General features: G+C 39.7%; 20 protein-coding genes and 2 tRNA genes. 21 read left to right on the forward strand and 1 reads right to left on the reverse strand.

The features are described 5' to 3' along the window. Positions 1-47: 47 nt before the first annotated feature. From parC to D7D53_RS02935, 16 genes are all read left to right on the forward strand, one after another. Positions 48-2,519: a DNA topoisomerase IV subunit A gene (parC, locus tag D7D53_RS02860; protein WP_120770066.1), complete on the forward strand. Its 2,472-nt coding sequence runs from the start codon at positions 48-50 to the stop codon at positions 2,517-2,519. A 134-nt stretch (positions 2,520-2,653) separates the two neighbouring features. Next, entirely contained in the window at positions 2,654-3,676 is a 1,023-nt protein-coding gene (locus D7D53_RS02865; protein WP_120770067.1) for a branched-chain amino acid aminotransferase, read from the forward strand. 22 nt (positions 3,677-3,698) lie between these two features. After that, on the forward strand, positions 3,699-5,666 hold the full coding sequence (locus D7D53_RS02870; RefSeq protein ID WP_000837408.1) for a peptide ABC transporter substrate-binding protein: 1,968 nt from the start codon (positions 3,699-3,701) through the stop codon (positions 5,664-5,666). A 98-nt stretch (positions 5,667-5,764) separates the two neighbouring features. Then, a complete protein-coding gene (locus D7D53_RS02875; RefSeq protein WP_000037110.1) occupies positions 5,765-5,995 on the forward strand; it encodes a DUF2969 domain-containing protein in 231 nt (76 codons plus the stop codon). Positions 5,996-6,044: 49 nt separating this feature from the next. After that, positions 6,045-6,125 (forward strand) — tRNA-Tyr (locus D7D53_RS02880). A 9-nt stretch (positions 6,126-6,134) separates the two neighbouring features. After that, a tRNA-Gln gene (locus D7D53_RS02885) sits at positions 6,135-6,206 on the forward strand. A 161-nt stretch (positions 6,207-6,367) separates the two neighbouring features. Beyond that, positions 6,368-7,570, forward strand: coding sequence for a 30S ribosomal protein S1 (rpsA, locus tag D7D53_RS02890; RefSeq protein ID WP_001001631.1), 1,203 nt, complete (start codon positions 6,368-6,370; stop codon positions 7,568-7,570). 85 nt (positions 7,571-7,655) lie between these two features. Next, on the forward strand, positions 7,656-8,153 hold the full coding sequence (locus tag D7D53_RS02895; RefSeq protein WP_120770068.1) for a GAF domain-containing protein: 498 nt from the start codon (positions 7,656-7,658) through the stop codon (positions 8,151-8,153). After that, the gene (gene dnaX, locus D7D53_RS02900; RefSeq protein ID WP_120770069.1) at positions 8,153-9,808 is read left to right on the forward strand and encodes a DNA polymerase III subunit gamma/tau; all 1,656 of its coding nucleotides are present in this window, start codon (positions 8,153-8,155) and stop codon (positions 9,806-9,808) included. The genes D7D53_RS02895 and dnaX overlap by 1 nt, the downstream gene beginning before the upstream one ends. 27 nt (positions 9,809-9,835) lie before the next feature. Then, the gene (locus D7D53_RS02905; protein ID WP_001081602.1) at positions 9,836-10,030 is read left to right on the forward strand and encodes a DUF3272 domain-containing protein; all 195 of its coding nucleotides are present in this window, start codon (positions 9,836-9,838) and stop codon (positions 10,028-10,030) included. A gap of 149 nt (positions 10,031-10,179) precedes the next feature. Continuing rightward, on the forward strand, positions 10,180-10,950 hold the full coding sequence (gene sufC / locus D7D53_RS02910) for a Fe-S cluster assembly ATPase SufC (RefSeq protein WP_000114489.1): 771 nt from the start codon (positions 10,180-10,182) through the stop codon (positions 10,948-10,950). Between the two features lie 27 nt (positions 10,951-10,977). Next, a complete protein-coding gene (gene sufD / locus D7D53_RS02915) occupies positions 10,978-12,240 on the forward strand; it encodes a Fe-S cluster assembly protein SufD (RefSeq protein WP_120770070.1) in 1,263 nt (420 codons plus the stop codon). Between the two features lie 10 nt (positions 12,241-12,250). Then, complete coding sequence (locus D7D53_RS02920; protein ID WP_120770071.1) at positions 12,251-13,477, forward strand: cysteine desulfurase; 1,227 nt, start codon at positions 12,251-12,253, stop codon at positions 13,475-13,477. Next, positions 13,464-13,904: a Fe-S cluster assembly sulfur transfer protein SufU gene (gene sufU / locus D7D53_RS02925; protein WP_120770072.1), complete on the forward strand. Its 441-nt coding sequence runs from the start codon at positions 13,464-13,466 to the stop codon at positions 13,902-13,904. Before D7D53_RS02920 ends, sufU begins: the two co-directional genes overlap by 14 nt. A 53-nt stretch (positions 13,905-13,957) precedes the next feature. After that, positions 13,958-15,370: a Fe-S cluster assembly protein SufB gene (gene sufB, locus D7D53_RS02930; protein ID WP_084928603.1), complete on the forward strand. Its 1,413-nt coding sequence runs from the start codon at positions 13,958-13,960 to the stop codon at positions 15,368-15,370. A 123-nt stretch (positions 15,371-15,493) separates the two neighbouring features. Beyond that, positions 15,494-16,885, forward strand: coding sequence for an APC family permease (locus tag D7D53_RS02935; protein WP_064277012.1), 1,392 nt, complete (start codon positions 15,494-15,496; stop codon positions 16,883-16,885). A 30-nt stretch (positions 16,886-16,915) separates the two neighbouring features. On the opposite strand, the gene D7D53_RS02940 is transcribed toward D7D53_RS02935, so the two are convergent. Beyond that, complete coding sequence (locus tag D7D53_RS02940) at positions 16,916-17,764, reverse strand: YitT family protein (protein ID WP_120770073.1); 849 nt, start codon at positions 17,762-17,764, stop codon at positions 16,916-16,918. A gap of 140 nt (positions 17,765-17,904) precedes the next feature. On the opposite strand from D7D53_RS02940, the gene D7D53_RS02945 reads away from it, so the two are divergent. The 5 genes from D7D53_RS02945 to D7D53_RS02970 all read left to right on the forward strand — a co-directional run bounded on the left by D7D53_RS02945 (position 17,905) and on the right by D7D53_RS02970 (position 22,438). Continuing rightward, positions 17,905-18,744, forward strand: coding sequence for a DegV family protein (locus D7D53_RS02945; RefSeq protein ID WP_120770074.1), 840 nt, complete (start codon positions 17,905-17,907; stop codon positions 18,742-18,744). Between the two features lie 107 nt (positions 18,745-18,851). Continuing rightward, positions 18,852-19,127: an HU family DNA-binding protein gene (locus tag D7D53_RS02950; RefSeq protein ID WP_001284640.1), complete on the forward strand. Its 276-nt coding sequence runs from the start codon at positions 18,852-18,854 to the stop codon at positions 19,125-19,127. A 1,643-nt stretch (positions 19,128-20,770) separates the two neighbouring features. Next, positions 20,771-21,001 (forward strand): hypothetical protein, encoded by a 231-nt coding sequence (locus D7D53_RS02960; RefSeq protein WP_120770075.1) that lies wholly within the window; start codon positions 20,771-20,773, stop codon positions 20,999-21,001. Between the two features lie 156 nt (positions 21,002-21,157). Beyond that, on the forward strand, positions 21,158-21,799 hold the full coding sequence (locus tag D7D53_RS02965; RefSeq protein WP_120770076.1) for an amino acid ABC transporter permease: 642 nt from the start codon (positions 21,158-21,160) through the stop codon (positions 21,797-21,799). 9 nt (positions 21,800-21,808) lie between these two features. Next, positions 21,809-22,438 (forward strand): amino acid ABC transporter ATP-binding protein, encoded by a 630-nt coding sequence (locus D7D53_RS02970; protein ID WP_120770077.1) that lies wholly within the window; start codon positions 21,809-21,811, stop codon positions 22,436-22,438. Positions 22,439-22,441: the final 3 nt, after the last annotated feature.

Genomic DNA, 22,441 nt, shown 5'->3' on the forward strand with positions numbered 1-22,441 from the left:
TAAATTATAGATTTACTTTACAATAAAACACTAAAAAGAGAATTATTATGTCCAACATTCAAAACATGTCCCTAGAGGACATCATGGGAGAGCGCTTTGGTCGCTACTCCAAGTACATCATTCAAGACCGGGCTTTGCCAGATATTCGTGATGGCTTGAAGCCGGTTCAGCGCCGCATTCTTTATTCTATGAATAAGGATGGCAACACCTTTGACAAGAGCTACCGCAAGTCGGCCAAGTCTGTCGGGAACATCATGGGGAATTTTCACCCACATGGTGATAGTTCTATCTATGATGCTATGGTTCGTATGTCGCAAGACTGGAAAAATCGTGAGATTCTAGTTGAAATGCATGGTAATAACGGTTCTATGGACGGAGATCCGCCTGCGGCTATGCGTTATACCGAGGCTCGTTTGTCTGAGATTGCTGGTTATCTTCTTCAGGATATCGAGAAAAAGACAGTTCCCTTTGCTTGGAACTTTGACGATACCGAGAAAGAACCAACTGTTTTGCCAGCAGCCTTTCCAAATCTTTTAGTCAATGGTTCGACTGGGATTTCGGCTGGATATGCCACAGATATTCCTCCCCATAATTTGGCTGAGGTCATTGATGCCGCGGTTTACATGATTGACCATCCAACGGCCAAAGTTGAAAAACTCATGGAATTCTTGCCTGGACCAGACTTCCCGACTGGAGGGATTATCCAGGGTCGTGATGAAATCAAGAAGGCCTATGAAACTGGGAAAGGGCGCGTGGTTGTTCGTTCCAAGACTGAGATTGAAAAGCTAAAAGGTGGCAAGGAACAAATCGTTATCACTGAGATTCCTTATGAAATCAATAAGGCCAATCTGGTCAAGAAAATCGATGATGTTCGTGTCAATAACAAGGTGGCAGGAATTGCTGAGGTTCGTGATGAGTCTGACCGTGACGGTCTTCGTATCGCGATTGAACTCAAGAAAGACGCCAATTCTGAGCTTGTTCTCAACTATCTCTTCAAATATACTGACTTGCAAATCAATTACAACTTTAATATGGTGGCGATTGACAATTTCACCCCTCGTCAGGTTGGGATTGTCCCAATTTTATCTAGCTACATTGCCCATCGTCGTGAAGTGATTTTGGCTCGTTCCCGCTTTGACAAGGAAAAGGCTGAGAAGCGTCTCCATATCGTCGAAGGTTTGATTCATGTAATTTCGATTTTGGACGAAGTCATTGCTCTTATTCGTGCTTCTGAGAATAAGGCTGACGCCAAGGAAAACCTCAAGGTCAGCTATGATTTTACAGAAGAGCAGGCTGAGGCCATCGTTACCTTGCAACTTTACCGTTTGACCAATACAGACGTGGTTGTCTTGCAGGAAGAAGAAGCTGAACTTCGTGAAAAGATTGCCATGCTTGCGGCGATTATCGGTGATGAACGGACTATGTACAATCTCATGAAGAAAGAGCTTCGTGAGGTCAAGAAGAAATTTGCGACACCACGTTTGAGTACTTTGGAAGATACAGCAAAAGTAATCGAGATTGATACAGCTAGTCTGATCGCCGAGGAAGATACCTACGTCAGCGTGACCAAGGCAGGTTACATCAAGCGTACTAGTCCACGTTCCTTTGCGGCTTCAACGCTGGAAGAAATTGGCAAACGTGACGACGATCGTTTGATTTTTGTGCAAGCTGCCAAGACAACCCAACACCTCTTGATGTTTACCAGTCTTGGAAATGTCATCTACAGACCAATCCATGAATTGGCAGATATTCGTTGGAAGGACATCGGAGAGCATCTGAGCCAGACTATCACAAACTTTGAAACCAACGAAGAAATCCTTTATGTGGAAGTCGTGGATCAGTTTGATGATGCGACAACTTATTTTGCGGCGACTCGTCTCGGTCAAATCAAGCGTGTAGAACGAAAAGAATTCACCCCATGGCGGACCTACAAGTCTAAGTCTGTCAAGTATGCTAAGCTAAAAGACGAGACAGACCAGATTGTAGCAGTGGCTCCGATTAAACTAGATGATGTTCTTTTGATTAGCCAAAACGGTTATGCTCTGCGTTTCAATATCGAAGAGGTTCCAGTTGTTGGTGCCAAGGCTGCAGGTGTCAAGGCTATGAACCTGAAAGAAGATGATGTCCTCCAATCGGCCTTTATCTGTAATACCTCATCCTTCTACCTCTTGACTCAGCGTGGAAGTTTGAAACGTGTTTCTATTGACGAAATTCCGGCAACCAGCCGTGCCAAACGTGGGTTACAAGTCTTGCGTGAGTTGAAAAACAAACCGCATCGTGTCTTCTTGGCAGGAGCGGTTGCAGAACAAGGCTTCGTTGGTGACCTCTTTAGTACAGAAGTGGAAGAGAACGACCAAACTCTGCTTGTCCAATCCAACAAAGGTACAATCTATGAAAGTCGACTACAAGACTTGAACCTGTCAGAACGTACTAGCAATGGAAGCTTTATTTCAGATACCATTTCAGATGAAGAAGTTTTTGACGCTTATCTTAAAGAAGTATTTACAGAAGCCAAATAAGTGAAATGAAGAATCAGTTCTCAGAGCTGGTTCTTTTTATTGAAGAAATTTTCTGAAAATTACAAAATATACTTGCTATTTTAGAAAAATAGTGTAGAATAAAAGAAATAGGTTTTTAGAATAAGGAGTGGAATATGACAGTAACGATTGATTGGGAAAATCTCGGTTTTTCCTATATGAAATTACCTTATCGCTATATTGCTCATTTTAAAAATGGACAATGGAATCAAGGAGAGTTGACAGAAGATGCAACCTTGCATATTTCAGAGTCTTCTCCAAGTCTTCACTATGGACAACAAGCATTCGAAGGTTTAAAAGCTTATCGTACTAAGGATGGCAGTATTCAACTTTTCCGTCCTGATGAAAATGCTAAACGTCTGCAACGTACTTGTGATCGTCTCTTGATGCCACAAGTTCCGACAGAAATGTTTGTAGAAGCTTGTAAGGAAGTTGTTCGTGCCAATGAAGAATATGTACCTCCATACGGAACAGGTGGAACCCTTTATCTTCGTCCTCTTTTGATTGGAGTAGGAGATATTATCGGAGTAAAACCAGCAGAAGAGTACATTTTCACTATCTTTGCCATGCCAGTTGGTAATTACTTTAAAGGTGGTTTGGTTCCAACCAACTTCTTGATTCAGGATGAATACGATCGTGCCGCTCCAAATGGTACAGGTGCAGCTAAGGTTGGTGGGAACTATGCTGCCAGTCTCTTACCAGGGAAATTGGCCAAGTCACGTCATTTCTCAGATGTTATCTATCTAGATCCATCAACTCATACAAAGATTGAAGAAGTCGGATCAGCTAACTTCTTTGGAATTACAGCTGACAATGAGTTTGTAACACCATTGAGTCCATCTATCTTGCCATCTATTACCAAGTATTCTTTGCTTTATTTGGCAGAACATCGCTTGGGCTTAACTCCTATTGAGGGTGATGTCCCGATTGACAACCTTGACCGTTTTGTAGAGGCAGGTGCCTGTGGTACAGCAGCGGTTATTTCTCCAATTGGTGGAATTCAGCACGGTGATGATTTCCATGTTTTCTATAGTGAAACAGAAGTAGGTCCTGTGACTCGTAAACTCTATGATGAATTGACAGGAATTCAGTTTGGCGATATTGAAGCGCCAGAAGGTTGGATTGTAAAAGTAGATTAAAATTAACTAAAGGAGATTTTTTATGAAATCGAAAAAGTGGCTCTTAACAGCAGGAGTGGTCCTGAGTACAACAGCTCTATTAGTGGCTTGTGGAAAAGCTGATAAAGAAGCAGATGCACCGACAACATTTTCATATGTCTATGCAGTAGATCCAGCATCTTTGGACTATAGTATAGCGACTCGTACATCTACAACAGATGTCATCGGGAACGTGGTTGATGGTTTGATGGAAAACGACCAATACGGAAATGTTATTCCTTCCTTGGCTGAAGATTGGTCTGTGTCAAAAGATGGTTTGACTTATACCTATAAACTTCGTAAAGGAGTTAAATGGTACACTTCAGAAGGTGAAGAATACGCAGAAGTAACAGCCCATGACTTTGTGACAGGACTAAAACACGTAGCTGACGGTAAGTCAGACGGTGTCTCTCTCATCCAAAATTCAATCAAGGGCTTGGATGCCTACATGACTGGTGAGACCAATGATTTCTCTACAGTTGGTGTCAAGGCCTTGGACGATTACACAGTTGAATATACCCTAAACAAACCAGAAAGCTTCTGGAACTCTAAAGTCACCACAGCAACGATGTTACCTGTAAATGAAGAATTTTTGAAGGCATCAGGTAAAGATTATGGAGCAGTTACTCCAGCGGGAATTCTCTATAATGGTCCTTATATCTTGAAGACCTTGACTTCCAAATCGTTGATTGAATACGAGAAAAATCCAAATTATTGGGATAAAGAAAAGGTAAAAATCGAGAAGATTAAATTGACTTACTACGATGGTTCTGATCAGGAATCGTTGATTCGTAGTTTCTCTTCAGGTGCCTATACGACAGCCCGTCTCTTCCCAAGTAGCTCAAACTTTGCTTCAACTTTGGAACAATACGGAGATAAAATCACTTATAGTCCACAGGACTCAAGTAGTTATTACTTCACCTTTAACGTAAATCGTCAGTCATATAATAAAACTGCGAAAACAAGTGAAGAACAAAAGACTTCTACAAAAGAAGCTATGCTTAATAAGGACTTCCGTCAGGCTATCAACTTTGCCTTCAACCGTCATTCTTATGCTGCCCAGCTAAATGGCGAAGACGGTGCGGATAAGATTATTCGTAACAGCCTTGTTCCTGACAACTTTGTACAAGCAGGTGGTAAAAACTTTGGTCAAATCGCTCAAGCAGAGTTGGTGAACTATGGTGACCAATGGAAAGGTGTTGAGCTAGTTGACGGTAAGGATTCTATCTACAACCCTGACAAGGCTAAAGCTGCGTTCGAAAAAGCTAAGAAAGACTTGGAATCTAAAGGGGTAACCTTCCCAATTCATTTGGATGTCCCAGTTGAACAAACAGATACCATCGCCGTTCAACAAAGCAACTCTTTCAAACAGTCTATTGAATCAACTCTTGGTGCTGAAAATGTTGTCATCGACGTTCTTCAAATGACAGATAATGAAAAGGAAACAATCACTTCACAAGCACGTGTTCCTTCTCAAAAAGACTATGATTTGAACAGTACAGGATGGGCTCCAAGTTATCAAGACCCAGCATCTTACTTGAATATCATGGATCCTAAATCAGGTTCTGCTATGAAACACCTTGGTATTACTAAAGGGAAAGATAAGGATGTTGTAGCGAAACTTGGTTTGGACCAGTATAAGAAATTATTGGATGATGCCGATTCAGAAACTACTAATCTTGAAGAGCGCTATGAAAAATATGCCAAGGCTCAAGCTTGGTTGACAGATAGTTCATTATTGATGCCAACAGCCTCATCTGGTGGTTCACCAGTTGTAAGTAATGTCGTGCCATTCTCAAAACCATACTCACAAGTTGGTATTAAGGGTGACCCATATATCTTTAAAGGAATGAAATTACAAAAAGATATCGTTACGACAAAAGAATATGAAGAAGCACTGAAAAAATGGCAAAAAGAAAAATTGGAATCAAATGGTAAGTACCAAAAAGAACTAGAAAAACACATTAAATAAAGCAGAAAACTCTATATCAGACATGGAATGATATAGAGTTTTTTCTTGCTAGTTTTAGGATTTTCTTGTAAAATAGAAAAAGTGAAGAGAGGTATGAAATGAGTAAGAAAGATAAAAAAATCGAAATTCAAGTAGCAGATGCCAAAGTTAAGGTAGGAAAAGACAGTTTTGAAGGTTATACATTGACCATTGGTAAAAAAGTTATCGGAGAAATTGCCGAATTAGATGGACAATTTGCCATTATAAAGAATGGGAATGTCGATAGTTTTTATAAAAAATTGGAAAAAGCTGTGGAAATTTTGATTGAAAATTATAATTTAGCAAAATAAGTCTTGTTTTTTTGAAATTTTCATGATATAATAGTCCATGTTGATTGTAGGAGAGATAGCGAAGAGGCTAAACGCGGCGGACTGTAAATCCGCTCCTTCGGGTTCGGGGGTTCGAATCCCTCTCTCTCCATTCCATCAATGGGGTATAGCCAAGCGGTAAGGCAAGGGACTTTGACTCCCTCATGCGTTGGTTCGAATCCAGCTACCCCAGTTCTTAGGTAATAATCAAGATAAAAAGCAAAATATCTTAGGGTATTTTATTTTTATAATTGAAAGACGTGAACGATATGAACATGTCCTTGCGGGTGCTTAGGAAAAAAATTATAAGTATGTCAAGTTTAAGAAAAACTTGATTGTTGGAGGATTTTTTAGATGAACGAATTTGAAGATTTGCTAAATAGCGTTAGCCAAGTTGAGACTGGTGATGTTGTTAGTGCTGAAGTATTGACAGTTGATGCGACTCAAGCTAACGTTGCAATCTCTGGAACTGGTGTTGAAGGTGTCTTGACTCTTCGCGAATTGACAAACGATCGCGATGCAGATATCAATGACTTTGTTAAAGTAGGAGAAGTATTGGATGTTCTTGTACTTCGTCAAGTAGTTGGTAAAGATACTGATACAGTTACATACCTTGTATCTAAAAAACGCCTTGAAGCTCGCAAAGCATGGGACAAACTTGTTGGTCGCGAAGAAGAAGTTGTTACTGTTAAAGGAACTCGTGCCGTTAAAGGTGGACTTTCAGTAGAATTTGAAGGTGTTCGTGGATTTATCCCAGCTTCAATGTTGGATACTCGTTTCGTACGTAACACTGAGCGTTTTGTAGGTCAAGAATTTGACGCTAAAATCAAAGAAGTTGACGCTAAAGAAAACCGCTTCATCCTTTCACGTCGTGAAGTTGTTGAAGCAGCTACAGCAGCAGCTCGTGCTGAAGTATTCGGTAAATTGGCTGTTGGTGATGTTGTAACTGGTAAAGTTGCTCGTATCACAAGCTTTGGTGCTTTCATCGACCTTGGTGGTGTTGACGGATTGGTTCACTTGACTGAATTGTCACACGAACGTAACGTATCACCAAAATCAGTTGTAACTGTTGGTGAAGAAATTGAAGTGAAAATCCTTGATCTTAACGAAGAAGAAGGACGCGTATCACTTTCACTTAAAGCAACAACACCTGGACCATGGGATGGCGTTGAGCAAAAATTGGCTAAAGGTGATGTAGTTGAAGGAACAGTTAAACGTTTGACTGACTTCGGTGCATTTGTTGAAGTATTGCCAGGTATCGATGGACTTGTTCACGTATCACAAATTTCACACAAACGTATTGAAAATCCAAAAGAAGCTCTTAAAGTTGGTCAAGAAGTTCAAGTTAAAGTTCTTGAAGTTAATGCAGATGCAGAGCGCGTATCACTTTCTATCAAAGCTCTTGAAGAACGTCCAGCTCAAGAAGAAGGACAAAAAGAAGAGAAACGTGCTGCTCGTCCACGTCGTCCAAAACGTCAAGAAAAACGTGATTTCGAACTTCCAGAAACACAAACAGGATTCTCAATGGCTGACTTGTTCGGTGATATCGAACTTTAATCAAATTGAAAATTCACAAAATCCTTTGTTTTCTAAACAAGGGATTTTTCTTTTGTCTGTAAGCCTTTTTTGATATAATAGTTCTATGTTAGAATCAGAAAAACAATCACGTTATCAAATGCTAAATGAAGAGCTCTCTTTTTTATTGGAAGGTGAAACAAATGTTTTGGCTAATCTTTCCAACGCCAGTGCTCTTTTAAAATCACGCTTTCCTAATACCGTATTTGCAGGCTTTTATCTGTTCGATGGAGAGGAATTGATTTTAGGTCCCTTCCAAGGAGGTGTTTCCTGCATCCGTATTGCACTGGGAAAAGGTGTTTGTGGGGAGGCAGCTCATTTTCAGGAAACTGTTCTGGTTGGTGATGTAAGGACTTATCCCAACTATATTTCTTGTGATAGTCGAGCTAAAAGTGAAATTGTTGTGCCGATGGTAAAGAATGGTCAATTACTTGGAGTTCTGGATCTGGATTCTTCAGAGATTGATGATTATGATGCTATGGATCGAGATTATTTGGAACAATTTGTCGCTATTTTGCTTGAAAAAACAGAATGGGACTTTACAATGTTTGGGGAGAAAGCCTAATGTATCAAGCACTTTATCGAAAATATAGAAGTCAAAACTTCTCCCAGTTGGTTGGTCAAGAAGTTGTGGCTAAGACTCTTAAACAAGCAGTAGAACAAGAGAAAATAAGTCATGCCTATCTTTTTTCTGGTCCACGTGGAACGGGAAAAACCAGTGTAGCCAAGATTTTTGCCAAAGCTATGAACTGTCCAAATCAAGTGGGTGGTGAACCTTGCAATAACTGCTATATTTGTCAGGCAGTGACAGATGGTAGTTTAGAAGATGTTATCGAAATGGATGCGGCCTCTAATAACGGGGTGGATGAAATCCGTGAAATTCGTGATAAATCTACCTATGCGCCTAGCCTTGCTCGTTATAAGGTTTATATCATAGATGAGGTTCACATGCTGTCTACAGGGGCTTTTAATGCCCTCCTAAAGACGCTGGAAGAACCAACACAGAATGTGGTCTTTATTTTGGCTACTACTGAATTGCACAAGATACCTGCGACGATTCTATCCCGTGTGCAACGTTTCGAGTTTAAATCGATTAAGACACAGGATATTAAGGAACATATCCGCTATATCTTAGAAAAAGAAAATATCAGTTCTGAACCAGAGGCTGTGGAAATCATTGCCAGACGTGCTGAAGGTGGAATGCGAGATGCCTTGTCTATTTTGGATCAAGCCCTGAGTTTGACACAGGGAAATGAGTTGACGACTGCCATCTCTGAAGAGATTACAGGTACCATTAGTCTATCAGCCTTGGATGATTATGTGGCTGCCTTGTCTCAACAGGATGTTCCCAAGGCTTTGTCTTGCTTAAATCTTCTCTTTGACAATGGTAAGAGCATGACTCGTTTTGTGACCGACCTTTTGCACTATTTAAGAGATTTGTTAATTGTTCAAACAGGTGGTGAAAACACGCATCATAGTCCAGTCTTTGTTGAGAATTTGGCACTTCCTCAGCAAAATCTGTTTGAAATGATTCGCTTGGCGACAGTGAGTTTAGCTGATATTAAGTCTAGCTTGCAGCCTAAGATTTATGCTGAGATGATGACCATCCGTTTGGCGGAGATTAAGCCCGAACCAGCTCTTCCAGGGGCGGTTGAAGATGAAATTTCTGCGCTGAGACAAGAAGTGACGCGTCTCAAACAAGAACTCGCAAATGTAGGAACTATACCCAAGCCAACCAGTCCAGTACCTAGCCGACCAGCAGCGGGTAAGACCGTCTATTGTGTGGATCGCAATAAAGTTCAATCGATCTTACAAGAGGCCGTTGAAAATCCTGATTTAGCACGTCAAAATTTGATTCGTTTACAAAATGCCTGGGGAGAGGTAATTGAAAGTCTTGGTGGGCCAGACAAGGCTCTGCTAGTTGGCTCTCAACCGGTTGCGGCCAATGAACATCACGCCATTCTTGCTTTTGAGTCTAACTTCAATGCTGGTCAAACCATGAAACGAGACAATCTCAACACCATGTTTGGCAACATCCTCAGTCAGGCAGCAGGTTTTTCACCTGAGATTTTAGCCATTTCCATGGAGGAATGGAAAGAAGTTCGTGCAGCCTTTTCAGCCAAAGCCAAATCTTCTCAAACTGAAAAAGAAGCAGAAGAAAGCCTGATTCCAGAAGGATTTGAATTTTTGGCTGATAAAGTGAAGGTAGAGGAAGACTAAAGAAAGATTTCATGATACAATAAGTTTATGAATAGACAACAATTTATTATCATCGCGCTGTTTACAGCTGCTGAGACCTATTTTTTCAATGAAGCTTGGATGACTGGTCGTTATATTATGGCAGCCTTTTGGGCCATTTTGCTCTTTAGAAATTTCCGAGTTAGTTACTTGATGGGCAAGATTGTAGATGTTATTGACCAACATTTAAAAGGAAAAGACTAGTCCTCAGCTTCTAGACAAAATCAAAGCCTTTTAGGCTTTTTTTTGTTATACTATAAAAGTATATTTATTGACCTTTTACCGTGTTTTCTAGGAAAATCAAGTATGTCTCTAGTAACGCTGTAAAGGCCTTGAAAAAGAAAGGAACTATCATGTCAGTATTAGAGATCAAAGATCTTCACGTTGAGATTGAAGGAAAAGAAATTTTAAAAGGGGTTAACCTGACCCTGAAAACAGGAGAAATCGCCGCTATCATGGGGCCAAATGGTACTGGTAAATCGACTCTTTCTGCAGCTATTATGGGAAATCCAAACTATGAGGTGACCAAAGGTGAGGTCTTGTTTGATGGCGTAAACATCCTTGAGTTGGAAGTGGACGAGCGTGCGCGTATGGGACTTTTCCTTGCTATGCAATACCCATCAGAAATTCCTGGTATTACTAATGCTGAGTTTCTTCGTGCAGCCATGAATGCCGGCAAAGAAGACGATGAGAAGATTTCAGTTCGCGAGTTCATCACTAAGTTAGATGAAAAAATGGAATTGCTCAACATGAAAGAAGAAATGGCAGAGCGTTACCTCAACGAAGGCTTCTCTGGTGGTGAGAAAAAACGTAATGAAATTCTTCAACTTTTGATGTTGGAGCCAACATTTGCTCTTTTGGATGAGATTGATTCTGGTCTTGATATTGACGCTCTTAAAGTTGTATCGAAAGGGGTCAATGCCATGCGTGGTGAAGGCTTTGGTGCTATGATTATCACTCACTACCAACGTCTTTTGAACTACATCACACCAGACGTGGTACACGTGATGATGGAAGGTCGTGTTGTCCTTTCAGGTGGTCCAGAACTGGCAGCGCGTTTGGAACGCGAAGGATACGCAAAATTAGCTGAAGAACTTGGCTACGACTACAAGGAAGAATTGTAATTCCCTCGTATCTTTTAGGAGAAGTAAATGACTAAAGAAAATATTAAACTTTTTTCAGAAATGCACGCTGAACCAAGCTGGTTGGCTGACCTCCGTCAAAAAGCTTTTGATAAGATTGAGAGTTTAGAATTACCAGTTATTGAGCGTGTCAAATTCCACCGTTGGAATCTGGGGGATGGAACGATTACAGAAAATGAGCCATCAGCAAATGTTCCAGATTTCACTGCACTAGATAACCACTTGAAATTGGTGCAAGTAGGAACTCAAACTGTTTTTGAGCAAACTCCAGTTGAGTTGGCTGAACAGGGTGTCGTCTTTACAGACTTCCACTCAGCTTTAGAAGAAATTCCAGAGCTTATTGAGGAATTCTTCATGTCATCTGTTAAGTATGACGATGATAAGTTGGCAGCCTACCATACAGCTTATTTCAATAGTGGTGCTGTTCTCTACATTCCTGATAATGTTGAGATTAAAGAACCAATCGAAGGTATTTTCTACCAAGATAGTGATAGTGATGTGCCGTTTAACAAGCATATTATGATTATCGCTGGTAAAAACTCTAAGATTAGTTATCTGGAGCGTTTAGAGTCACGCGGTGAAGGAAGTGCCAAAGCAACTGCTAATATTACAGTAGAAGTGATTGCTCGTTCTGGAGCTCAAGTCAAGTTTGCCGCCATTGACCGTCTAGGTGAAAACGTTACTGCCTACATTAGCCGTCGAGGTAAATTAGGTAACGATGCAAATATTGACTGGGCAATTGGTGTCATGAATGAAGGAAACGTCGTTGCGGATTTTGATAGCGATTTGATTGGAAATGGTAGCCATGCTGACCTTAAAGTTGTAGCTCTTTCAAGTGGCCGTCAGGTGCAAGGAATTGATACTCGTGTAACCAACTACGGCTGTAACTCAATCGGAAATATCCTGCAACATGGGGTTATTCTTGAGAAAGCAACTTTGACCTTCAATGGTATTGGCCACATCATCAAGGGTGCCAAGGGAGCAGATGCCCAACAAGAAAGTCGTGTTCTTATGCTTTCAGACCAAGCGCGTTCAGATGCCAACCCAATCCTTTTGATTGATGAAAATGACGTAACTGCAGGACATGCGGCTTCTATCGGTCAGGTAGATCCAGAAGACATGTACTACCTCATGAGCCGTGGTTTAGATAAGGCAACTGCAGAACGTTTGGTTGTTCGTGGTTTCCTTGGCTCCGTTATCGTTGAGATTCCAGTCAAGGAAGTTCGTGATGAAATGATTGCAACTATCGAAGAAAAATTGTCAAAACGCTAAGGGGTAGCCTATGTTAGATGTAGAAGTGATTCGCAAGGATTTTCCAATTTTAGACCAGATTGTTAATGATGAACCATTGGTTTATTTGGACAATGCTGCGACGACACAAAAACCACTAGCAGTTCTGGAGACGATTAACCGCTACTATGAGAACGACAATGCCAATGTTCATCGTGGCGTTCATACCTTGGCAGAAAGAGCGACAGCTTCTTATGAAGCCGCTCGTGAAACTATTGGTGAGTTTATCAATGCAGGGTCTACAAAGGAAGTTCTCTTTACCAGAGGAACGACAACCAGTCTGAACTGGGTGGCACACTTTGCAGAGGAAGTCTTGACTGAGGGAGACCAGGTTTTGATTTCTGTCATGGAACATCATTCCAACATCATTCCTTGGCAGGAGGCCTGTCGCAAGACTGGAGCAGAGCTTGTCTATGTTTATCTCAAGGACGGAGCTCTGGATATGGATGATTTGCGAACTAAATTGACTGACAAGGTCAAGTTTGTTTCGCTAGCTCACGCCTCCAATGTTCTTGGTGTGGTTAATCCAATCAAAGAAATCACTCAAATGGCCCACCAAGTGGGAGCCATCATGGTGGTGGATGGTGCTCAGTCTACTCCTCATATGAAGATTGATGTCCAGGACTTGGATGTGGACTTCTTTGCCTTTTCAGGTCACAAGATGGCTGGTCCGACTGGTATCGGTGTTCTTTATGGTAAAGAAAAGTATCTGGAACAAATGTCACCAGTAGAATTTGGCGGCGAAATGATTGATTTCGTTTATGAACAATCTGCTAGTTGGAAGGAATTGCCTTGGAAATTCGAGGCAGGAACTCCTAATATGGCTGGTGCAATCGGACTTGCTGCGGCAGTAGATTATCTTGAAAAGATTGGTATGGATGCCATTGAAGCCCATGAACAAGAATTGATCGCATACGTCTATCCAAAACTGCAGGCGATTGAAGGATTGACTATTTACGGTTCGCAGGACTTGGATCAACGTTCAGGTGTCATTGCCTTTAACCTAGGTGATCTTCATCCGCACGACCTTGCGACTGCTTTGGATTATGAAGGAGTGGCTGTTCGAGCAGGTCACCATTGCGCTCAACCCTTGCTCCAGTATTTGGATGTTCCAGCGACAGCTCGTGCAAGTTTTTATATCTACAATACCAAGGCAGATTGCGACAAGCTAGTCGATGCCTTACAAAAGACAAAGGAGTTTTTCAATGGCACTTTCTAAACTAGATAGCCTTTATATGGCAGTGGTAGCGGACCATTCGAAAAATCCACATCACCAAGGGAAGTTGGAAGATGCTGAACAAATCAGTCTCAACAATCCAACCTGTGGCGATGTCATCAACCTCTCTGTTAAGTTTGATGCAGAGGATCGTTTGGAAGATATCGCTTTTCTAAACTCAGGTTGCACCATCTCGACTGCCTCTGCAAGCATGATGACAGATGCCGTTTTAGGCAAAACCAAACAAGAAATTTTAGAGCTTGCAAATATTTTTTCTGAAATGGTTCAAGGGCAAAAAGATGAACGCCAAGACCAACTTGGAGATGCAGCTTTCTTATCAGGCGTTGCAAAATTCCCTCAACGGATCAAGTGTGCAACCCTAGCTTGGAACGCCCTGAAGAAAACAATTGAAAATCAAGAAAACAAGTAAGGCAAGTTTCTTTTGTCTTATGAATCAGTAGAAATGAAGAAAGAAAGGATATTATGGCTGAAGAAAGAGTAGAACCAAAACCAATTGATCTTGGTGAATATAAATTTGGTTTCCATGATGATGTAGAGCCTGTCCTATCGACAGGAAAAGGATTGAATGAAGATGTCATTCGTGAACTATCAGCTGCTAAGGGAGAACCTGAGTGGATGCTAGAATTCCGTTTGAAGTCTTATGAAACTTTCAAAAAAATGCCCATGCAAACTTGGGGAGCAGACTTGTCGGAGATTGATTTTGATGACTTGATCTACTACCAAAAACCATCTGACAAACCAGCCCGTTCATGGGACGAAGTTCCTGAAAAAATCAAAGAAACCTTTGAACGTATCGGGATTCCAGAAGCTGAGCGTGCTTATTTAGCTGGTGCCTCTGCCCAGTATGAGTCAGAAGTGGTTTACCACAATATGAAGGAAGAGTTCCAAAAATTGGGGATTATCTTTACAGATACAGATTCTGCCCTCAAGGAATACCCAGACTTGTTTAAACAATACTTTGCGAAGTTGGTACCGCCAACAGATAACAAATTGGCTGCCCTCAACTCGGCAGTATGGTCAGGTGGAACCTTTATCTACGTACCAAAAGGTGTTAAGGTAGATATCCCACTTCAAACTTACTTCCGCATCAACAACGAGAATACAGGTCAGTTTGAACGTACCTTGATTATCGTTGATGAGGGAGCAAGTGTTCACTATGTTGAAGGATGTACAGCACCAACTTATTCAAGTAACAGCTTGCATGCGGCCATTGTAGAAATCTTTGCCTTGGATGGAGCTTATATGCGTTATACGACTATCCAAAACTGGTCTGATAACGTCTATAACTTGGTAACGAAACGTGCTAAAGCTCAAAAGGATGCCACTGTTGAGTGGATTGATGGAAACTTGGGTGCAAAGACTACCATGAAATATCCATCAGTTTACCTTGATGGAGAAGGGGCGCGTGGTACCATGCTTTCTATCGCTTTTGCAAATACAGGGCAACACCAGGATACTGGTGCTAAGATGATTCACAACGCTCCACATACTAGCTCGTCTATCGTATCTAAATCCATCGCTAAAGGCGGAGGGAAGGTTGACTACCGTGGACAAGTAACCTTTAACAAAAACTCTAAGAAATCTGTCTCTCACATTGAGTGTGATACCATTATCATGGATGACTTGTCAGCATCAGATACCATTCCGTTTAATGAAATTCACAACTCCCAAGTCGCTTTGGAACACGAAGCTAAGGTATCTAAGATTTCAGAAGAGCAACTCTATTACCTCATGAGTCGTGGATTGTCAGAATCAGAGGCAACTGAAATGATTGTTATGGGATTTGTAGAACCATTTACAAAAGAGCTTCCAATGGAATATGCTGTTGAACTTAATCGCTTGATTAGCTATGAAATGGAAGGGTCAGTTGGGTAAGAATATGTAGAATCTGAGCAGGATTTATTCTGTTCGGATTTTTTTGAAAAATCATCTTATAAATATTCACAAAATCCCTTTTATATGATAAAATAAAACAATCATATTTAATGGAGATGAAGTATGAATATTTTTAGAACTAAAGATGTTAGTTTGGGACGTACTGAAATGCACCGTCATTTAAAAGTATGGGATTTGATTTTATTAGGAATCGGTGCGATGGTAGGAACTGGGATTTTTACCATTACAGGAACCGCAGCAGCAACGCTTGCTGGTCCGTCACTGGTTGTATCTATAGTGATTTCTGCCCTGTGTGTTTCTTTATCCGCCCTATTTTTCGCAGAGTTTGCCTCTCGTGTTCCTGCAACTGGTGGTGCTTATAGTTATTTGTATGCAATTTTGGGTGAATTACCAGCTTGGATTGCTGGTTGGTTGACCATCATGGAGTTCATGACAGCAGTTTCTGGTGTGGCCTCTGGCTGGGCAGCTTATTTTAAAGGCTTGCTCAGTAACTATAGTATTTCAATGCCTCAAGCCTTGAATGGGACCTTTAACCCTGAGCAGGGTACCTATATAGACCTTTTACCTATTTTGGTACTGACACTGGTAACCGGTTTAGTTTTATTAAATTCCAAGGCAGCATTGCGTTTTAATTCGCTTCTAGTCGTCTTGAAATTCTCTGCTCTCGCTTTGTTTATTCTAGTTGGTATCTGGTATATTAAACCAGAAAATTGGTCCAACTTTGCTCCCTTTGGTTTTGGTCAAATTTATGGTGGAAGTACTGGAATAATGGCAGGAGCATCTTTGATGTTCTTTGGTTTCCTAGGATTTGAATCAATTTCTATGGCTGTTGATGAAATTCAAAATCCACAAAAGAATGTCCCACGAGGTATTGTTTTGTCTTTGACAATCGTAACGATTCTCTATGCTCTGGTTACATTAGTATTGACAGGGATTGTTCACTACAGCCAACTCAATGTGGATGATGCTGTAGCATTTTCATTGCGAAGTATAGGAATTGGTTGGGCAGCTAATTATGTGTCATTAGTGGCCATTTTAACCCTAATAACAGTGTGTATTTCTATGACTTATGCCTTATCGCGTATGATTTACAGTTTAGCACGTGATGGTCTTTTACCTCGAAGTTTTAAGCAATTAAGCAAAACAAGTCGTGTTCCTAAAAATGCAACCATCTTAACAGGAGTTGCTTCTGCAATTGCAGCAGGAGTATTTCCACTGGCTAGTATTGCAGCCTTTCTAAATATTTGTACGCTTGCTTATCTTATCTTATTGGCTTATGGAATTATAAAACTTAGAAAGGATAAGGGAATGCCTAAAGAAGGAGAATTCAAAACTCCCCTAGTTCCCTTGTTGCCGATTCTCTCGATTCTAATCTGTCTTTCCTTTATGCTTCAATATAGTGTAGAAACATGGATTGCGTTTGGAATTGCTCTTGTAGTTGGACTTGTGATTTACTTTACTTATGGCTATCGTCATTCTACACTTTCTGAATAAAGAAAAAGCTGGAACTTCCCAGCTTTTTCTTTATTCTTTTATATAGGTAAATCCTTCTCCAAGGATTTCGTGAGCTTCTGTAATAGTGATAAATGCTTGAGGATCAATTCGATGAATCATTTCCTTCATTTTAACAATTTCATTTCTGCCGACAATACAATAGATGATTTTCAAATCTTCTTTACTATAGTAGCCTTGACCTGAGATGAAAGTAACACCTCTTCCTAGGTCATCATTAATCGCTTTAGCAAGTTGATCAGGACGTTTTGTAATAATCATAAATCCTTTACCTGCATAGCCACCTTCGCCAATCAAATCAATGACACGAGAAACAATAAAATCAAACAAGAGCGTGTAGGTAACCAATCTCAAATCTTTGAAGATTAGGAGAATAAGCATGAGAATACAAAAATCTAAGATAAAGAGCAACTTCCCCATAGATATATGAGTGTATTTGTTGAGAATACGAGCTAGAATATCGGTTCCTCCAGTTGTACCACCAGCATTAAAGATAATTCCAAGGCCAATTCCCAATAGAATCCCAGCTATAAGGGCTGTAATCAGTAAATCACCTTGCAGATCAATATGAAGGGGAATACGCTCAAAAAAAGCCAACCAGGCGGACAGAGCTAAGGTCCCTAGTAAACTGGAATAGAGGGATTTGGCTCCAAATATTTTCCAAGCTAGGATGAAAAGGGGAATGTTAATCAGCAAGTTCATGAGAGAAACAGGGATTTTAAAAAGATAAAAGGTGATGAGGGTGATACCTGTCGCCCCTCCTTCAAAGAGATGATGAGGAACTACAAAATAAGTCAACCCAAAAGCATAGATAGCAGCACCTAGTAAAATGGTTAAAATGGGATAAATTTTTTTAATCATAGGGACCTCTTTTCTTATAAGTAGATTATATCAAATTTTTAAGGAAAATTTGAATGACTCCATTAGGATTTTTAATCTTTTTTTGATATAATTAAAAGTAAGAAAACCAATCTGAATCCTAAAATAGAAAGATTGATACTATGACAAAAATTAAGATTGTAACCGATTCATCTGTTACTATTGAACCTGAACTAGTAAAACAATTAGATATCACTGTTGTTCCGTTATCTGTAATGATTGATAATGTTGTCTATTCTGATGCGGATTTGAAAGAAGAAGGTAAATTTCTTCAGTTGATGCAAGAAAGTAAAAATCTTCCGAAAACAAGTCAGCCACCTGTAGGTGTCTTTGCTGAAGTGTTTGAAGAACTATCTAAGGATGGTAGCCAGATTCTTGCTATTCATATGTCTCATGCCCTTTCAGGTACTGTAGAAGCAGCACGCCAAGGTGCTAGTTTATCTACTGCCGACGTGACGGTGATTGATAGTTCCTTCACTGACCAAGCCTTGAAATTCCAAGTTGTTGAGGCTGCGAAGTTAGCTCAAGAAGGCAAAGATATGGAGGAAATTTTAACTCGTGTAGAAGCAGTTAAAAACAACACAGAACTCTATATTGGCGTTTCAACTTTGGAAAATTTGGTAAAAGGTGGTCGTATTGGTCGTGTAACTGGATTGTTGAGTTCACTTCTCAATATCCGAGTTGTCATGCAAATGAAAGACCATGAATTGCAGCCAATTGTTAAAGGTCGTGGAGCTAAAACCTTTAAAAAATGGTTAGATGAGTTAACAACAACTCTCTCTGAACGTTCTGTAGCAGAGATTGGAATTTCATATTCTGGTAGTGCTGATTGGGCAAAAGAGATGAAAGAAAGTTTACAAGCTTATGTCGAAAAGCCAATTTCTGTTTTGGAAACGGGTTCCATTATTCAAACTCACACGGGTGAGAACGCTTGGGCTATTTTGGTACGTTACCACTCCTAAAAAAATAAATAAAATGGGAAGAAATAGTGTTTTTAACTTGACCTAAAAGGGATTTTAGGATATGATTATATTTGTTAATTAGAAATTAAATTGGAGGAATCGTTAACATGGCAAACAAACAAGATTTGATCGCTAAAGTAGCAGAAGCTACAGAATTGACTAAGAAAGACTCAGCAGCAGCAGTTGAAGCTGTATTCGCAGCAGTAACAGAGTACCTTGCAGCTGGTGAAAAAGTTCAATTGATCGGTTTTGGTAACTTTGAAGTTCGTGAGCGTGCTGCACGTAAAGGTCGCAACCCACAAACTGGTAAAGAAATCAAAATTGCAGCTTCTAAAGTTCCAGCATTCAAAGCTGGTAAAGCTCTTAAAGACGCTGTTAAATAATCAACCTTTAAAAAGCCTATCATATCAAGCATTTGAGCTTGTGTGACAGGCTTTTTTTATGTACAGGGGGCAAAAAAGGGGCAAAACTATAAATTATCTAGCAAATTGAGGATATTGTCATTCATCTTCTTTGTAACGTGTGTAGATTTTGTTTATTGTCCTAGAATCAGAACGACCTACTCTTGTCATAATTGCTTTTAGAGTTACGCTATTCTGCTTACGAGAGTACGCCTAAAGATGTGGTAGGTGAGGTGCCTATCAATGGATTCTTCAAGTTGTGTATTTGTTTTCAGATTTAAATCTTCAATAGCTTTTACGATTTTTGGCAGTTCCGCTCGTCATGCAGAATTATATTCGATATACTCAAGGTTCACTGTGTAAGCAAGAGACAGGTTTAAGATTAATTTAGATTACTCTGATTTTGACTTTGAAAGATCAAGTTTGATTAGAAAGCGTTGAATGTATTTTATATCGATATAAAGCTCAAATGCCTATTTAAAATCATTCATGCTACTAGTAAGAGAGCTGATATAGCTCCCTTAGATTTTTTTTGGTAAAAAGTCCACCACTCTTCTAAAAAAGTGAAATTTACTTTAATATATAGCTTAGATACTGCAATAAATGGCCATTATGCTACTGTTGTATATGGATATAATGCTGAAAAGTTGAAGAAATTCAAATGTCGACTGAATATGACAGATATGGGATAAGAAGAGAGAGCAAGCGATCCTTTTATCTTTATATTATCGTGATTTCTTAATTTTAATGGATACAGTAGAAAACGAGATTATAGAAGTAAAAAAATTGAAAAGCAGTTGGAATTTATTGCTAATCTCTGAAATGATGTAAGTATTAATGATTTACTGAAATAAACAGATTTGGCAAAAATTATGTCTATCTTTACAGAATTTTATGCTCAATTAGTAGGTAATGTAGAGCTAAAAAGGAAGTGATGGCACTTGAGCAAATTTTCAAATGTTTTTATAGTTTTATCAGGCAAGTTAAAGAGGGGCTTCTGGTGTGAGTATTCGTGATTTCATGGAAGGGACTAATGGAGTCCTGGCAACAATTGAAAAAGTGATAAAGAAGAACTAATCGATTTAGCTGGTTTTGAACTTTAACTTGTCAATGTAGCTATAAGAGAGTATAGTAATGTTAAAAATATGGGGGCTATATGGATAAGCAATTTGTTATACCAGTGAGAGTTGATGAGAGAATTTTAAATAAACTCGATTTTGTATCAATAAAGCTACAATAAGGACAATCAGAAACGATTGGTAAAGGACTAGAGAGGCTCTATAGTGATCTGGGGAGAAAGATGACTGGAAAAGGATTGATTTGGGCACATATTTGATTAGGTGTGGCTATTTCTGCCTTAGCACTCTATACCTAAACGATTATTTATATTTTTAATCATGATATGGAAGAAATTTTTGCAACTTTTATTATGTTGGTAATTTATGAACCATTCTTTCCGTTATTTTTGATATCAGTTGGTGGATTATCTTTATTGAATTAGGTAGAATTCGCTTATCGTAATTTGCAACGATATAAAAAATTAAATAGTCCCTTCTTTTTGATAGTACTTTTACAAATAAAAGTCTTAGTAATATAATAGAGCTATAGAAGGGGAGGTGGAAGAAATGTTTCGAAAAGAAAAAGCACGCAAGCGATTTTGGTTTTGGTTTATCATCTTTATCCTTTATCTTGCTTTTGGATTGTATTGTATTTGTACGAATTTTGGAGATACCTTAGGTATGATTTTTCTTTCACCTTTTATCTTTGCTTCCCTGCCACTCTACGCCTATGTAATTCTTGGTTTGTTTATCTGGTTTTTTATGAGACTGGCAATGGATGATTTTATGTCTCTTTAGTTAAAGGAAAGCTAAGATCGAGAAAGGACACATTTCGTCCTTTCTTTTTTTGATAGATATAGTTTTTCTTTTTTAAAGAGAATTTTTTTACAAAAATTCTTGGTTATTTTGTTTATTTATGCTATAATAGGAACAATTATTTTTAGGAGGTGCAGTATGTCTTATTTGTTTGAGATATTACCGAGTTTATTGAGCGGTGCAAGCATGACTTTGCAGGTTTTTGCACTGGTCTTGATTTTTTCTATTCCCTTGGGCGTTTTGATTGCCTTTGCTTTGCAAGTCCATTGGAAGCCCCTCCATCATCTGATTAATATTTATATTTGGATTATGCGGGGAACACCCTTGCTCTTGCAATTAATCTTTATCTATTATGTGCTGCCAAGTATTGGGATTCGTTTGGACCGTCTTCCTGCGGCTATCATTGCCTTTGTTCTCAATTATGCGGCTTACTTTGCTGAAATCTTCCGTGGAGGGATTGATACTATTCCTAAAGGTCAATATGAGGCTGCCAAGGTCTTGAAGTTCAGTCCTTTTGCCACAGTACACTATATTATCTTGCCCCAAGTGACCAAGATTGTTCTTCCTAGTGTCTTTAATGAAGTCATGAGTTTGGTCAAGGATACCTCTCTGGTTTATGCTCTAGGCATTTCAGACCTTATCTTGGCTAGTCGAACGGCTGCAAACCGTGATGCTAGTCTAGTTCCAATGTTCTTGGCAGGAGCCATTTACTTGATTTTGATTGGTATTGTGACCATTCTTGCAAAAAAAGTTGAGAAGAAGTACAGTTACTATAGATAGGAGGCTGCCATGTTAGAATTACGAAACATCAATAAAGGCTTTGGTGAAAAGCAAATTTTATCTAATTTCAGTCTAAAAATTCCTGAAAAGCAAATCTTGGCTATCGTAGGACCTTCTGGTGGAGGTAAGACAACCCTCTTACGTATGCTTGCAGGTCTTGAAACCATTGATTCAGGGCAAATCTTTTATAATGGAGAATCTTTAGAACTGGATGAACTGGAGAAGCGAAATCTATTGGGATTTGTATTTCAAGATTTTCAACTTTTCCCTCATTTATCAGTTCTAGATAATTTGACTTTATCACCTGTGAAAACTATGGGAATGAAGCAGGAAGAGACTGAGAAGAAGGCGCGAGGGCTTTTGGAACAGTTAGGACTAGCAGGGCACGCAGATGCCTATCCTTTCTCATTATCTGGTGGGCAAAAGCAGCGTGTGGCCTTGGCGCGTGCTATGATGATTGACCCAGAAATCATTGGCTACGATGAACCAACTTCTGCCCTAGATCCAGAATTGCGCTTGGAAGTGGAAAAACTAATCTTGCAAAATAGGGAACTTGGGATGACGCAGATTGTGGTAACCCACGACTTACAATTCGCTGAAAATATCGCAGACCAGATTCTTAAGGTTGAGCCCAAGTAGGAG

The organism is Streptococcus gwangjuense, assembly GCF_003627155.1.
GTDB lineage: Bacteria > Bacillota > Bacilli > Lactobacillales > Streptococcaceae > Streptococcus > Streptococcus gwangjuensis.